The organism is Haloarcula nitratireducens (assembly GCF_019599505.1).
Genome location: NZ_RKLT01000003.1, coordinates 1 through 14,079, shown reverse-complemented (window position 1 = coordinate 14,079; position 14,079 = coordinate 1). Strand labels below are relative to the sequence as shown.

Below are 14,079 nucleotides of genomic sequence, written 5' to 3'. Positions count from 1 at the left end.
TCAGGGGAGGCGGTAGGTTGCGACGCGGTTCGCGGCGTAGCGGTAGCCGAGGCCGCCGATCGCACCGAGGAGGACGGCGGTGACGCCGAAGCCGACGCCGAGTAAGAGCGGCGTTTCGACCGGAAAAGAGACCGAGAACGGCGGATCGACGGCGAACAGGAACGCCGCGCTCGTCGGGAGGACGGCGACGGCGAGGAGGGCGAAGTACGACAGGAACGCCCAGCTGCTGGGGACGGTCACCTCGCGGCCGTGGACCGACGAGGTCTCGAACTTCGGGAAGACGATGCCCGTCCCGGCGGCGACCGCGGGGGCGGCGAGCGTCGCGACGGACGCAGCGGCGAGGACGGTACCGAGCGCGGCCGGTCCGAGCCCGGCGACGACGCCGAGACCGCCGACGAGGGCCATCGTCACGGGGAGCCCGGGGAGGACGCCCGCGAGGACGAGGCCAGTGACGAACTCCCGGCCGGAGACGTCGGCCGTCAGCGTCAGCGGGAGGACGCGCTCCTCGCCGCCGAGCGGGTTGAGCGTGAACGCCGCGCCGAACGCCGAGGCGCTCGCCAGTCCCGCCGTCAGCGGGAGCGTCGCCGGGACCGGACCGCCGGTCAGCAGGAACCGGCCCCGATAGACGAGCAGGAACAGCGGCGCGACGGCGAACTGGACGGTGAACGGCGAGCGCTTCGCCCGGAGCCAGGACTTCTGGGCGACCACGCGGGTCGCCGTCGAGACGCGGCCGGTGAGGAGGCGGTCGGAGAGCGTCCGCTCGTCCGCGTCGAACTCGCGGTCGGGCTGTACGGGGTCGACGTACCAGACCGCTCGGGCGAGCCACTTGGTCCCGACGGCGGCGGCGACGACGCTCCCGAGGAGGAGTGCCCAACCGCCGGCCGCCGCCAGCGGGGAGGCCGACACGTTCGGCAACGCGACGAGGACGACGTCGGTGACCCAGGCGAGCGGCGAGTGGGTGACCGCACGGAGTACCGACCGTTGAACGGACGACACCGTCGAGAGACCGATCCAGCCGACGACGAGACCTATCGAGGCGATCGAGCCGACGCTGGCGCGGTGCCGGGCGACGAACGCCGAGCGAGCGGCGGCGAGTTTCACCGTCAGCCCGCCGGCGTAGCCGAGGAGCGCGCCCAGCGCGGTGACGAGCAGCGTCGTCAGCAGGACGATCGGGAAGACGAGCGGGCGGCCGGTCCCGGCCGTCAGCCCGACGGCGAGCGCGAGCAACGGCAGTCCGAGCGCGCCCAGTATCCGGGCGAACTCGGCGGTGAGGACGCCCGCGAGCACGTCGACGTAGGGAATCGTGGTCAGTAGGCCGTCGAGCCCGTCGGGCTCCCCGACCTGCTTCGCCGAGCGCTGGAGTTCGACGAAGACGACGAGCGCGAGCAGCATCGCCAGCACGCTCAGTGCGGCCGAGCGCAGCTGCCGGATACCGGTCTCCGCGAGCGCGCTCCCGCCGAAGTACGCGAGCGCCCCCATCCCCAGGCTGTACAGGGGAACCATGAGTCCGCCACCGAGCAGCATGACGACGCCGCGGGTGCTCTCGCGGAGGTTGCGCCACGTCCGGCGCAGTTCGGTCCGGGCGACGAGGCGGACGCGGCGGGCGTTCGGCCGCGTCATCGTCTCGCCGGTCGCTCGTGCTCCTGTTCGCTCGTCACGTCGAGGAACACGTCTTCGAGCGTGCTGCCGGCCTCGACGTCGTCGGTCAGGTCGGCCGGTGCGCCCTCGGCCACGAGGTCGCCGTCGTAGAGCACGCCGACGGTGTCGGCCAGTTCCTCGACGACCGGGAGGATGTGCGTCGAGAGGAAGACGGTGGTGTCGGCCGCGGCGACCTCGCTGATGGTGTCACGCACCGTCCGGGCCGCCCGCGGGTCGAGACCGCTGGTCGGTTCGTCCAGAAAGAGCACCTCGGGTTCGTGTAACAGCGCCTGGACGAGCCCGACCTTCTGTTTCATCCCCTTCGAGTACGTCCCGACGCGGCGGTCGGCGTCCTCGGCGAGACCGAACCGTTCGAGGAGGGATTCGACGCGGTCCCAGTTCTCGTAGCCGCGTAACCCGGCGATGTACTCCAGTTGCTCGCGGCCGGTGAGTTCCTCGTACAGCGGCGGCTCCTCGGGTAAGACGCCGATGTGTTCGACGACGCTCGCGCGGTCGCTCACCGAGTGGCCGGCGACGCGGGCCGACCCCGAGGTGGGTTCGGTCAGCGTCGTCAGGATGCGGATGGTCGAGGTCTTGCCGGCCCCGTTCGGGCCGAGGAAGCCGAACACCTCGCCCGACTCGACGGTCAGGTCGAGGTCGGTGACGGCAGCGGCGTCGCCGTAACGCTTGGTCAGGTTCTCCGTGGCGATCGCTGGTGGAGGGCACATAGTTCCGATGCCGACCGACCGCTCAATAGGTCTTGTCCACTTGCCCGACCGCCGCCAGTACCTATATGTTCGGCCCACCTGAACGCGAAAGCATGGACTCCGATGGGGAGGGGGTGGGACGGCGCGTCAGCGAACGCCGGCAACTCCGCCGGGCGACCGCGATCCTGGGCAAGAAGTGGCATCCGATCCTGATCCACATCCTTCAGCGAGAGGGTCCCCTCGGCTTCAACGACCTCAAAGCGTCCGTCGAGGGTATTTCCGATAAGGTGCTCTCGGAGTCGCTCGACGACCTGGAGGCCGCCGGCGTCGTTAGCCGCGACGTCATCGACGCGAAACCCGTTCGCGTCGAGTACGCCCTGACCGACGCCGGGGCCGACCTCGGCCCGGTCATCGAGGAACTGTGGCAGTGGAGTCGGAAGTACCTCCCCGAGGGCGAAGCGTCGTCCTGATTCGCTACTCTTCCGCTTCCTCGTCCTCGTCGACGACCTCGATACCGCGGTTGTTCACCGCCGACGGGTCCAGCCCGATCTCCTCTAAGAACTGCTTGTACTCGCGCTCGCACTGTTCGGCATCCTTCTGTCGGTCGCTGGCCCGGTCACAGAGCGCCACGAGGTCCTCGGGCACGTCGTTGGTGTAGACGATCCAGTGGTTGATGAGGTCCGAGAGCCGGCGGATGGGCGAGGTGAAGTGTCCGTATATCTCGAAGTTCAGCGCGTGGTGGCCGCCGAAGGGGTCGTTCATGTACTTCGCGCGGGGCATCACCTTCATCACGGCCCACTGGATCTTATCGAGCTGGCGCTGGGGGGCGTCTTCGAGCGTCGCGTTGACGGCCTTGCGCGGGTCGTCCCACGCCGACCCGGGGATGGAGACGCCGTCGAGTTCCTGAATCTCGACCAGCGCCTCGTCCCACTCGTCGGGGCTGGGTTGCGGGTGGACCCGATACATCGCCTCGACGCCGCGGCCCCACATGAGCTCGTGCGTGACGGCCTTGTTGGCCTTGAGCATGCACTCCTCGATGATGGTGTGGGCGCGGTCCCGCGCGGGGTTGAGGACGAGCGACCCCTCCTCCTTGCGCTGCTCGTGCATCCGGTCGGCCAGCTCCCAGACCTCGCGGGTCTTCTCCGCGAGATCGACGCTATCGTCTTCTAAGTGGTCGCCGGCGCTGTCGGGGTCGTCCAGCAGGTTCTCGGCCTCGGTGTAGGTCAGGCGGGCGTCGCTCTCGATGATGGACTTGTAGATCTCGATCTCGTCGTAGCCCAGATCCTCCTTGTCGAGGTGCATCTCGACGGTGTGGGCCAGTCGATCCTCGTTGGGGACCAGCGAGCAGACGGTCTCCGCGAGCACCGGCGGGAGCATGTGGATGGTGTAGCCGGGCAGATAGACGGTGTTGCCGCGCTCGACGGCCTCGTCCCACATCGCGGTGTCGGGGTTGACGTAGTGGGTCACGTCGGCGATGTGGACCCACAGGACGTACTCGTCGTCGCGCTCCTCGACGGAGATGGCGTCGTCGAAGTCCTGGGCGTCGATGGGGTCGGTCGTCCACGTCGTCAGGTCGCGGAGGTCTCGGCGCTCCTCGCCCTCGTCCTGGATCTCGGCCTGTACTTCCTGGGTGCGCTTCTCGGCCTCTTCGAGGACCTCGGGCGGGAACTCGTCGCGGATGCCGAACTTCTCGAACAGTTCCTCGCGTTTGTTCTCCATATGGCGGGCGACCTCCTCGTCGATCTCGACGGGGCCCTGCCCCTCCGGCGTCCCGGCGGCCGCCTGGGCGTCTTCGGTGGTCATGCCCCCGGCTACGCCCACGGTGTAGTTAGGACTGTCGGGGTGGTGATCTCGGCGGGTCGCTCGCGCTCACTCCGACTCGTTCCGAGACAGCTCTCGGAACTGCTCCAGAAACGTCTCGCGGTCGGTCTCCCCGGCTCCGGCGGCGTCGAGCGTCGCTTCGAGGTCGCCTCTCGGGTGGCGGGACATCTCGCCGAAACAGGTCTTACAGACGTACTCGAAGGTCTTATCGCGGCGGTCCCATCGGTCGCCGTGTTTGTCGTATTCGCGGGCGTCCGACCGCGAGAGGCGTTCCCCGCAGGCGATGCAGGTCACCATCTCCCGGTCTGTCCGGGAGCCGAACATACGCCGAGATAGCGTCCGCCACGGTATAGATTTTTCCGCCCGGGCAACTACTCGGGGGACGTTCTCGATACCCATCTGATGGGGCCGGCCGTCCACACGTTTATTCGGATGCCGCCATTACACCTGCTATCGGCCCACCTGCGCCGGAACTACCGCGATGAAGCCACCAGAGACACTCGCGCGTGCGACGCTCGATACGCTGCCCATCAACGTCGCCGTCCTCGACGACGACGGCACGATCCTCGTGACGAACCGCGCCTGGCGGGAGTTCGCCGGGGTGGACAACGGCGACATGCAGGGGGTGAACTACTTCGAGACGACGGACGTCGAAGCCGACGAGTACGCCGCCGAGGCCGTCGCGGGGCTGAAGGCGGTCATGGACGGCGATCGGGACCTCTTCACCTTGGAGTACCCGTGTCACACGGCCGAAGAGAAACAGTGGTTTCTGATGCGCGTCGCGCCGTTGCCGCCCGAGGAAGCGGGCAGCGTCGTCGTCGCGCACGTCGACATCACACAGCGGAAACTAGCGGAGTTGGACGCCGAGCGCCGCAGTGAGCAGTTGCAAGCGGAGCGCTCGAAACTGGAACACCTCCTCGACCGACTCGACGGACTCGTCACGGCGGTCGTCGGCGATGTGATGACCGCGGGGTCGCGCTCGGAGATCCAGCAGGCGGTCGTCGACCGGCTGGCGTCCGTGGATTCGTACCGCTTCGCGTGGATCGCCGAGTTCGACGTCCGCGACGAGACGCTTCGCCCGGCGGCGGTGTCGACTGCCGGACCCGACGGCGACGGGACGGACGTCGGCATCCCGATGACCGACGACGACCCCGTCGCGGTCGCCGCCCGAACTGAAGCGATTCAGGTCGAGACCGGTGAGATACGCGCCGTCCACCGCGAACTCGCGGGCGAGGACGTCGCGTCGCTGGCGGCTGTTCCGCTCGTCGCGGGCGAGTCCCTGTACGGCGTGCTCACGGTGTACGCCGACAGAGGCGACGTGTTCGACCCGCGCGAACGGGCCGTCCTCGGAGCCGTCGGACAGGCGGTCTCGACGGCGATCGACGCGACGGAGACCAGCCGCCTGCTCAGGGCGGACAACTTCACCGAACTGGAGCTCCAGATACGCGACGACGACGTCTTCTTCCTCTCGCTGGCCCGCGAACTGGGCTGTCGGATGGAGTACGGCGGCAGCGTCGCGGGCGACGAGGAGTCGGCGATGTTCTTCCTCGTCGAGACCGACGACCCCACGGCGGTGTGTGCGACGGCCGCCGACCACCCGCAGGTCAGCGCCGTCACGCACGTCTCGACGACGGAGTCGACGTCGCTGTTCGAGTTCGCCGTCGCGGACCCGCCCGTCGTCTCGCTACTGGCCGATCGAGGGGCCGAGACACGCGACATCGTCGTCACGCCCGACCACGCCGTCGTCACCGCGGTGCTTCCGGCCGCCACCGAGACCCGCGCCGTCGTCGAACACGTCCGGGACGCCTACCCCGGGACGGACCTGCTGTCGGTCCGTGACCGCGACGAACCGCCGATGTCGCGGCAGGCGTTTCTCGCCACGCTCGAAGACGAGTTGACCAACCGCCAGTTGACGGCGCTGCGCAAGGGGTATCTCGGCGGCTTCTTCGAGTGGCCCCGCGACATCTCGGGCGAGGAACTGGCCGAATCGATGGACATCTGCCCCTCGACGTTCCACCAGCACCTCCGCGCCGGCGAGCGGAAACTGCTCGAAGCCGTCTTCGAGACGTGGTGAGGCGCTCCCGGCGTCGACGACCCGGCGGACGCCGTGACTCGTCCAAAGCAGTTGGGCACACAGTTTAAAGTCGTACTCTCCGTACGTGTATGTAGACGAAGTGTCACTCGGGCCTCTGATATCGGACCCGTGACATGAATCGCGGCCCGAACTACCGACGACGGACGAGAACCGACTACGCTCCCTGCCGCGGCCGTCGCGATTCGAGTACCACTCACCCACCCACCATCCCGTCGCCAGAACTCAATGCAATCTGATAATATCCGAACCAGCAAATCGATCCAGCAGCAGACCGGTCGGACGTTTCACCTCGCTACGCGCCTGCTTCCGGAACGCATCCGCTATCCGACCTACGTCATGTACGCCTTCTTCCGTATCGCGGACGAGGTGGTCGATCAACCCGACGGCCCGTCGCCGGCCGTTCAGCACGAGCGACTCGAAGCGATCCGGGAGACAGCCCTCGGGAACCGCGAACCGGACGACACCGACGACGGCGTCGTCCTCTCGGCGTTTCGGGACCTCCGCGCCGAACACGACATCCCCGACGAGGAGGTGAACGTCTTCGTCGACGCCATGGAGATGGACATCGAACAGGCCCGCTACGAGACGTTCGAGGACCTTCGGGGGTACATGCGAGGGTCGGCCGTCGCCGTCGGCAACATGATGACGATGGTGATGGACCCGCCCGGCAAGGAGGAGGCGCTTCCTCACGCCGCGGCGCTGGCGGAGGCGTTTCAGCTCTCGAACTTCCTCCGGGACGTGCGCGAGGACATCCGCGACTACGGCCGGGTGTATCTCCCACAGGAGACGCTCTCCCGGCACGGCGTCACCGAGGAGCAACTCGCGGACGCCGAGGTCGACGACGCGTTCCGCGCGGTGATGGAGGAGGAGCTGACTCGCACGGAGGAACTGTATCGCGAGGGCGTCACGGGCATCCGTTACCTGCCCGAGGACTGCCAGTTCGGCGTCCTGCTGGCGGCGGTGCTGTACGCGGAACACCATCGGCTCATCCGGGAACGAGGGTACGACGTGCTCACGGCGACGCCGGAACTGACCCGCCGCCGTCGCCTCTGGCTTCTGGCCCGGACGTGGTGGCACTGGCGGCGCAACGGCGACCCCGAGGCGACGTTCTACGCCGTCAGCGCCGTCTCCGAGCGCGGTTCGGGGACGACGCCGACGGAAGTCGCCAGCCACGGTCACCCGGCGTGGCGCGGGTAGCGGCCGCCGGTCTTCCGGACGCCGGGGACGCTCGGAACCGCCGGTAGCGAGAGCGACGTAGGAAAGTCGAGAGAAAGCGGTGCGGAAAACGGGAGCGCGACCGGTCGCTTACTTGCCCTTGCCGCGGTTCGAGCGGATCGACGGCCGGGTCTTCTCTGCGCCCTTGCCCTTCGTGTCGAGGCCGCGGTTGCGACGGCCGGCACCGGTCAGCCCGCGGAAGACGCGGTCGGCCTGGTGGTCTTCGCAGATCCACGAGAGGTCGTCGTCGTTCTGGATGGCCGGATGCTCGGGGTCGACGAGGATGATCTCGTGCCACTTCTGGCTGCCGTCCTGACCCACGGAGTAGCTGTTGAGCACGCGCAGGTTCGGGTAGACCCGGGCCGCGCGTTCCTCGGCGACGCGCTGGATGTCCTTCCGGCGGGTGATGCGCGTGACGCCCTGGCGCTTCGACCGGCGTCCGGCTTTGTGGCGCTGCTTGCGCGCGCTCCCCTTGCGGACGGAGACGCGAGCGACGACAACGCCCTGCTTGGCCTTGTAACCCTGCGAACGGGCCTTATCGAGGCGGGTCGGGCGCTCGATGCGTTCGACCGCGCCCTGCTCGCGCCACTCCTGCTGTCGCTGCCACTGCAGCTCGGCGAGTTTGCCTTCCTTGGGGCTCTGCCACGCGTCTCGGATGTACGAGTATGCACTTCGTGCCATTGTGTTTCACCACGGGCGTTGCGTGGTTCAAGTCGCCCGCGACGAACGTCGCGTCGGCGGCTCACATCCCGACCTGCACACGCAGGTGCCCGCTGGTGCCCGTCGTCCAGCGAGTTATCGACTGTTCCGTATTCGCGCCCTTAAACAGTTCGAACTGCGGTCGGGCGTGCGGCGGCCTGGCAGTGGGTAACGGTCGCGAGGAGCGTACGGACTGCGATGGCTGAGAGGCGGTGAACCGTCGGAGTCGAGCCCGGCGCTCATCCCGCCCAGCCGCACATACGGGGATTGTGCGGGTACCGCACCGTTTCCGAAGGAGAGATGTCGCTGTCACTCTCTAAAGACATACATATCCAGATATATCTTGACACTCACTGCATTTCTACTCGTGAAAGGGGATAAAAAGAATATGGAACGGAAGATTTAGAGAGAGTATTCTGAATCGGTGAATACTACATCGATAAAACCGCTGAGATGGTGGGGAATATCGTCGAAATGAAGCTGCCTTGAGGAGCGTATCGTCATCGGACGGACACCGGAATGGAGAGGGGAATAACGAACGTACCAGTGTTATATACTCGATAGGTCGCTGTCAGTTGCTCGTGAGCGTGACCTGCACCGACTTCGCAGTGCTGAGCACTTGGCCGGTGACGTCCTCTTCGAGGTATCGGCCGCTCAGTCGGTCGACGGGGCCACAGACGCCGAGCGCGGCGACGTAATTTTCCTCGCCCGTCTGAATCGGTGCGGCGACGCCGACGATCCCCTCGTACTGTTCTTCTCTGCAGAACGCAATGCCGTCGTCTCGGATGCGGCTGATCTGGTCTTCGAGCGCGTCGGCGTCGGTGATCGTGGCTTCCGTCTGTGCGTGGAGTCGAGTGCCGTCTAATATCGCCTCGACGCGGTCGTCGGACAGCGAGGCCAGTATCGATTTCCCGGGCGCGTTGACGTGAATCGGGAGCCGTTCGCCCTCCCGAAACTCGGGGTCCCAGCCGTTCGAGGGCTGTGAGATGTACGCCGGGACGCCCGCGTTCGCTTCGAGGACGAACAGCGTGGTCGTCTCGCCGCTCGCGGCCGCGAGGTTGTCGAGAGCTTGCTTCGCGTCCCGGTAGACGGGCAGTTTCTCCCGCGTCCGGTTGCCCAGATTCAGCGTCCGCAACGACGGCTCGTAGCCGTCGGACCGCTTGACGACGTAGCCGCGTGCGCGCAGCGTCGAGAGGTGATTGTGGACCACGCTCTTCGAGACGTCGACGCGGTCGGCCAGAGCCGTGACGCCCCGCGGTTCCTCGTGTTCGACGAGCGCTTCGAGGATCGACAGCGAGGTCCCGGTCGCTTCGACGGCGTACTCCGGTGTGTCGTCCATACGCACGCTACGAACGGGACGGTGAAAAGGTTGTTCTTTAGAGCAGAACGCTATCGACTTTGTTAATTATTCGCATGCCGAATCTATCACGATTTTTCGGATGGATGGGGTTCGTTTGCGCGCGTAGCTGCGGAAATCTATTCGTTCTGTAGAGAAGAACAGGTCCCCCTCACGACGTGGAAATAGCGGCCCGGCTACGTAGGAAGACTGCACAGAGGGAAGTGAGCACGTCGCTACGGGGCGGTCAGTCGCGGTCGGGGACGACGACTTTCTTCAACCCCTCGGCGTCGCCCATCCGCTCGAACGCCGTCGGCAACTCGTCGAGTCCGATTCGCTCCGTGACGAGCGAGTCGGCGTCGACGCGACCGTACCGGAGCATCGTGATCGCTCGCTCGAAGTCCTCGGTGGTGAGGGAGTACGACCCCCGATAGCCGACTTCGTCGAAGAACACGTCGAACGGGCTGACCTCCAGCGTCGCGTCCTGTTCGGGGACGCCGAAGATGAGGGTGGACCCGCCCTTGGCGGTCACCGCGTTGGCCTGCTCGATGGTCGGGACGAGGCCGATGGCCTCGACGCCGATGTCCACCGGGCCACCCGCGGCCTCGGGGATGGCTTCCTCGGGGTCGACCTCGTCGGGATCGACGACGGCGTCCGCGCCCAGCTCGGCCGCGAGCTCGCGCCGCTCGGGGTCGAGTTCGGAGACGACGACGGGGGCGGCACCGGCGTTGCGGAACGCCTGTAGCAGTAAGAGCCCGATGGGACCGGCCCCGATGATGGCGACGCTGTCGCCCGGCGTGAGATCGACCTGTTCGACGCCGTGGACGCAGCAGGCCAGCGGTTCGGCCAGCGCGGCCCGCTCGAAGGACATGTCGCCGATGTCCTCGACGTTGATCGCCGGGACGCGGACGTACTCGGCGAACGCCCCGTCGAGGATGGTGTCGCCCGCGCCGCCGATGCTGGTGTTGTTCTCACAGAGGTGGGTCTCGCCGCGTTTACAGTACGAACAGGCGTTACAGGGGACCGTCGGGTTGACCGCGACGCGGTCGCCCGCCTCGAAGCCGGTGACGTCGTCCCCGACGTCGGCGACGGTGCCCGCCGCTTCGTGACCGGGCACCAGCGGCGTCTCGATCGGGAAGGTCCCGTGGTACATGTGGTAGTCAGTCATGCAGACGCTGCAGGCACCGACCTCGACGAGAACTTCGTCGGCCGCCGGGGTCGGTCGCTCGCGCTCCTCTACAGTGATCTCGCCGACGTCGGTCAGTGTCGATGCGCGCATCAGCTGCCTCCCTCGGCGTCTCGGGTAGTCGGTCGCTCGGTGCGTTTCGGAGTGTGTCTGTCAGGTCTCATAGGTGCGCTCTCGGGTTCGGCCGCTCCGTCTCTCGGGTGACGTGACCGGATAGCGACCGTCACGTCACGGTACGTCACGTCTCGCCGCTGATGGCTGTGGGTTCGACGCCGTCCGGGTACCGTTACCGATGGGTGACGACAGTCGACGCTTCGGTCCAACGGGAGACACTATTCCGGTCACGAGATAAATAGCTTGTTGCTGGGGTCGCTGTGGGGCTATCGGTCGTCCAGTCGCCAGCTGTCGATGGGGACCTGCCCGCCGTCGACGCGGAGCTCGTGGCCGTTGACGTAGTCGCTGGCCGGCGACGCGAGAAACACCATCGCGTTGGCCACGTCCTCCGGGTCCGCGAACCGCCCGAGCGGGTTGTTGTCCAGAATCTGCTGGGTGACGGCGTCGCTGAACTCGTCCGTCATCCGCGTGTCCGCCCAGCCCGGCGCGACGGCGTTGACCCGGATCCCCTCCCGGCCGAGTTCCAGCGCGAGGCTCTTGGTCAGGCCGAGCAGGCTGAACTTGCCCACGTCGTAGGCCGGCGACATCCCGACGGCGTTCTTGGTGTGGATCGAGGTGGTGTTGACGATCTTCCCGTAGCCCTGCTCGACCATCCCGTCGACGACCTCGCGGATGCAGTTCAGCGACCCGTGGAGGTGGACGTCGAGGTTTAACTGGAACGTGTCGTCGTACTGTTCGTCGAGGAAGGGACCGGCGTCGCCGACGCCGGCGTTGTTCAGCAGCACGTCGATAGTGCCCGACTCGTCGGTCGCCGTCTCGACCATCGCGGCGACTTCGGCCTCGTCGCTCACGTCGGCGCCGATACCGACGGCGTCGGCCCCGCTCGCTCGAATCTCCGCGGCGGTCGATTCGGCGACCTCGGCGTCGAGGTCGTTGACGACGACGCTCGCGCCGTTCTCTGCGAACTTCTTCGCCGCCGCTTTCCCCATCCCTCTCCCGGCTCCGGTGACGAGGACGGTCTGGTCTGTGAAGTCGTACTCCATACGGGAATCGGTTTTCACCTATGGTATATAATGATTGCGGGTGGGATAACGTGTATCATGCTCTACAAATGATTAACTTTATTGCTCATGAGAAATTCGTTGGGAGGTGAGACGGAGACCAATGACAAGCGAGCGCAATCGACGTCAGCACAAGCGGCGTAGCTTCATCAAAGCGGCCAGCGTCGGCCTCCTCGGCGGTCTCGCTGGGTGTACGCGAGGCGGTGACGGCGGCGACGGCGGGGGCGGCGGGTCGACCGGTAACGGGTCGAGCGGTACCGGGAGCGATGATGCATCGGGCGACCTGCCGATCTCGCTCGATAAGTACACCGGGGCCGACATCGACTGGAAGCAGTTCGAGGGCTCGAAGATAAACGTCGGGGCCGTCAATCACGCGTGGGTCGATAACATCAAACCCGCCGTTCCCGTCTTCGAGGAACTGACCGGCATCGACGTCGTCTGGAACGTCCTGCCCGAACAGCAGTTCCGGACCAAGCGGCAGACCGACGTGAGCACCGGGGCCGGGCAGTTCGACGTCTTCTTCATGGACCAGGTCGTCAACCAGTTCCGCAACGAGGGGTGGCTGCAGACGCTCGATAAATACTTCAACGACAGCAGTCTCTACGACGAGGACTGGTGGAAGCCCGACGACCTCTTCGAGTCGTCTCGCTGGCAGGCCCACGGCGGCGGGTACAGCGACAACTGGACCGGCGTTCCCATCACGGTCGAGGTTCAGACGCAGTTCTACCGGAAGGACCTCTACGAGAAGCACGGGCTCGAAGTCGCCGAGACGCTCGAACAGTTCCGACAGAACGCGAAGACTATCCACGAGAACGAGTCCGAAATCGTCGGCACCGTCGGTCGCGGACAGAAGGGGTACGGGATGAACATCTACATCCTGAACACGTTCATCCGCGAGTACGGCGGCGAACTCTGGACCTCGTTCCCGGAGGACTCCGGTCTCGATACGGACGCGGTCATCAACGCGGCGGAGTGGTACACCAAGATACTGCGGGAGTACGGTCCGGAAGGCGTCTCCGCGATGACCTGGTCCGACGTGCTCTCGACGATGCAGGAGGGCAGCGCCGGTCACATCGTCGCCGACGCCAACCTGTTCTGGCCCGCGCTGACCGGTTCCGACTCGTCGGTCGCCGACTCCATCGGCGTCGCGAAGGCGCCGCGACCGGCCGACGGCGAGTTCGGCCCGAACGCGTTCAACTGGCAGCTGTCCACGTCGAAGAACGCCAAGAACTCCGAACAGGGCTTCCTCTTCATGCTGTGGGCGACGTCGCAACCGACGAACACCTGGGTACACCTGAACCAGAGCGCGGCCTACTCGGTCCGGCGGTCGGTCTGGCAGAACGAGGAGTTCCGCTCGCGCGTCGGCGAGAACTTCGCGCAGGTCTCGCTCGACTCCCTGGAGCAAGCGCAGCCCGACCCCTTCGACCGGAAGTACCCCCAGTGGGGCCAGCGCTACTCCGAGGAGCTCCAGCGAGCCATCGCCGGGCAGAAGTCCGCCGAGGAAGCGATGACCCGGGCGGCGGAGATCGCCGAAGACATCTACAGCGGGTAACCCGCCCGAACCAATCCGAGCCACACTACCATAATGAGTACACCAACGCAGACAGAAACGACGGACGACACGGCCCTCGGGAGCCTGCGGGACGTCTGGAACGACTACCTCCCGTACTGGTTCATGGCACCGATGGTGCTGGTGATGGTGATGATCACCTTCTTCCCCGGCGCCTACGACCTCTACCTCGCGCTCATCGAGGAAGCCACGCTGAACGTCTTCGAGGCCGAGTTCGCCGGGTTAGACAACTTCCGGACGGCGTTCACCAGAGGCGGCGCGTTCCACTCGTTCGTCGTCACCATCACCGTCGTCGTCAGCGCGCTGTTCCTCGAATCCGTCCTCGGATTCGTGCTGGCCGCGCTCGTCTCCGGCGTCGAGTCGGGGCGCACGAAGTCGTTCTACCGGGTCCTGTTCATCGTCCCGATGGCGGTTGCGCCGGTCTCGATGGCGACGATCGGTCGCATCATGCTCAACAGCGAGATCGGCATCATCCCCTATGTGATCAACACGCTGACTCCCTTCGCGGCACCGAACTTCCTCTCGGACATCCCGCTGTTGACGGTCATCTTACTGGACACGTGGAACTGGACGCCGTTCATGTTCATCATCTTCTACGCCGGCCTCTCGTCGGTGCCCGACACGCTGGTCGAGGCCT

13 protein-coding genes are annotated in these 14,079 nt (G+C 66.3%); 5 read left to right on the top strand and 8 right to left on the bottom strand.

Translation table 11 applies throughout. The features are described 5' to 3' along the window. Both EGH23_RS09980 and EGH23_RS09975 read right to left on the bottom strand, forming a co-directional pair. Window positions 1-1,620, bottom strand: a complete 1,620-nt coding sequence (locus tag EGH23_RS09980; RefSeq protein ID WP_220579870.1) for a hypothetical protein — start codon at window positions 1,618-1,620, stop codon at window positions 1-3. Then, window positions 1,617-2,366, bottom strand: a complete 750-nt coding sequence (locus tag EGH23_RS09975; RefSeq protein WP_220579869.1) for an ABC transporter ATP-binding protein — start codon at window positions 2,364-2,366, stop codon at window positions 1,617-1,619. Before EGH23_RS09975 ends, EGH23_RS09980 begins: the two co-directional genes overlap by 4 nt. 92 nt (window positions 2,367-2,458) lie before the next feature. Here EGH23_RS09975 and EGH23_RS09970 point away from each other — a divergent pair, with 92 nt between their 5' ends. Next, window positions 2,459-2,815, top strand: a complete 357-nt coding sequence (locus EGH23_RS09970) for a winged helix-turn-helix transcriptional regulator (protein ID WP_220579868.1) — start codon at window positions 2,459-2,461, stop codon at window positions 2,813-2,815. A 4-nt stretch (window positions 2,816-2,819) separates the two neighbouring features. Here the strand turns inward: EGH23_RS09970 and EGH23_RS09965 are convergent, their stop codons facing one another. Both EGH23_RS09965 and EGH23_RS09960 read right to left on the bottom strand, forming a co-directional pair. Continuing rightward, window positions 2,820-4,148: an RNB domain-containing ribonuclease gene (locus EGH23_RS09965; protein ID WP_220579867.1), complete on the bottom strand. Its 1,329-nt coding sequence runs from the start codon at window positions 4,146-4,148 to the stop codon at window positions 2,820-2,822. Between the two features lie 66 nt (window positions 4,149-4,214). Further along, window positions 4,215-4,490 carry a DUF7562 family protein gene (locus tag EGH23_RS09960; RefSeq protein ID WP_220579866.1) on the bottom strand — a complete coding sequence of 92 codons (276 nt, stop codon included), beginning with the start codon at window positions 4,488-4,490 and terminating at the stop codon, window positions 4,215-4,217. Window positions 4,491-4,647: 157 nt separating this feature from the next. On the opposite strand from EGH23_RS09960, the gene EGH23_RS09955 reads away from it, so the two are divergent. Continuing rightward, window positions 4,648-6,240: a bacterio-opsin activator domain-containing protein gene (locus EGH23_RS09955; protein ID WP_220579865.1), complete on the top strand. Its 1,593-nt coding sequence runs from the start codon at window positions 4,648-4,650 to the stop codon at window positions 6,238-6,240. A 246-nt stretch (window positions 6,241-6,486) separates the two neighbouring features. After that, the gene (locus tag EGH23_RS09950; protein ID WP_220579864.1) at window positions 6,487-7,458 is read left to right on the top strand and encodes a phytoene/squalene synthase family protein; all 972 of its coding nucleotides are present in this window, start codon (window positions 6,487-6,489) and stop codon (window positions 7,456-7,458) included. A 108-nt stretch (window positions 7,459-7,566) separates the two neighbouring features. Here the strand turns inward: EGH23_RS09950 and EGH23_RS09945 are convergent, their stop codons facing one another. The 4 genes from EGH23_RS09945 to EGH23_RS09930 all read right to left on the bottom strand — a co-directional run bounded on the left by EGH23_RS09945 (window position 7,567) and on the right by EGH23_RS09930 (window position 11,854). Next, window positions 7,567-8,157, bottom strand: a complete 591-nt coding sequence (locus EGH23_RS09945) for a 50S ribosomal protein L15e (RefSeq protein ID WP_220579863.1) — start codon at window positions 8,155-8,157, stop codon at window positions 7,567-7,569. 589 nt (window positions 8,158-8,746) lie between these two features. Next, window positions 8,747-9,514 carry an IclR family transcriptional regulator gene (locus tag EGH23_RS09940; protein WP_220579862.1) on the bottom strand — a complete coding sequence of 256 codons (768 nt, stop codon included), beginning with the start codon at window positions 9,512-9,514 and terminating at the stop codon, window positions 8,747-8,749. A gap of 244 nt (window positions 9,515-9,758) precedes the next feature. Continuing rightward, window positions 9,759-10,790 carry a galactitol-1-phosphate 5-dehydrogenase gene (locus tag EGH23_RS09935; RefSeq protein ID WP_220579861.1) on the bottom strand — a complete coding sequence of 344 codons (1,032 nt, stop codon included), beginning with the start codon at window positions 10,788-10,790 and terminating at the stop codon, window positions 9,759-9,761. Window positions 10,791-11,077: 287 nt separating this feature from the next. Continuing rightward, a complete protein-coding gene (locus EGH23_RS09930) occupies window positions 11,078-11,854 on the bottom strand; it encodes an SDR family NAD(P)-dependent oxidoreductase (protein WP_220579860.1) in 777 nt (258 codons plus the stop codon). 121 nt (window positions 11,855-11,975) lie between these two features. Between EGH23_RS09930 and EGH23_RS09925 the strand changes: the two genes are divergently transcribed. Both EGH23_RS09925 and EGH23_RS09920 read left to right on the top strand, forming a co-directional pair. Next, window positions 11,976-13,424, top strand: coding sequence for an extracellular solute-binding protein (locus EGH23_RS09925; protein ID WP_220579859.1), 1,449 nt, complete (start codon window positions 11,976-11,978; stop codon window positions 13,422-13,424). Window positions 13,425-13,457: 33 nt separating this feature from the next. After that, the coding region (locus tag EGH23_RS09920; RefSeq protein WP_220579858.1) for a carbohydrate ABC transporter permease at window positions 13,458-14,079 on the top strand (622 nt) is incomplete at its 3' end.

Coding starts and splice junctions, on each gene's coding strand:
- EGH23_RS09950 (WP_220579864.1), top strand. CDS start 6,487: ATGCAATCTGATAATATCCGAACCAGCAAATCGATCCAGCAGCAGACC.
- EGH23_RS09945 (WP_220579863.1), bottom strand. CDS start 8,157: ATGGCACGAAGTGCATACTCGTACATCCGAGACGCGTGGCAGAGCCCC.
- EGH23_RS09980 (WP_220579870.1), bottom strand. CDS start 1,620: ATGACGCGGCCGAACGCCCGCCGCGTCCGCCTCGTCGCCCGGACCGAA.
- EGH23_RS09975 (WP_220579869.1), bottom strand. CDS start 2,366: ATGTGCCCTCCACCAGCGATCGCCACGGAGAACCTGACCAAGCGTTAC.
- EGH23_RS09925 (WP_220579859.1), top strand. CDS start 11,976: ATGACAAGCGAGCGCAATCGACGTCAGCACAAGCGGCGTAGCTTCATC.
- EGH23_RS09935 (WP_220579861.1), bottom strand. CDS start 10,790: ATGCGCGCATCGACACTGACCGACGTCGGCGAGATCACTGTAGAGGAG.
- EGH23_RS09940 (WP_220579862.1), bottom strand. CDS start 9,514: ATGGACGACACACCGGAGTACGCCGTCGAAGCGACCGGGACCTCGCTG.
- EGH23_RS09965 (WP_220579867.1), bottom strand. CDS start 4,148: ATGACCACCGAAGACGCCCAGGCGGCCGCCGGGACGCCGGAGGGGCAG.
- EGH23_RS09970 (WP_220579868.1), top strand. CDS start 2,459: ATGGACTCCGATGGGGAGGGGGTGGGACGGCGCGTCAGCGAACGCCGG.
- EGH23_RS09955 (WP_220579865.1), top strand. CDS start 4,648: ATGAAGCCACCAGAGACACTCGCGCGTGCGACGCTCGATACGCTGCCC.
- EGH23_RS09930 (WP_220579860.1), bottom strand. CDS start 11,854: ATGGAGTACGACTTCACAGACCAGACCGTCCTCGTCACCGGAGCCGGG.
- EGH23_RS09960 (WP_220579866.1), bottom strand. CDS start 4,490: ATGTTCGGCTCCCGGACAGACCGGGAGATGGTGACCTGCATCGCCTGC.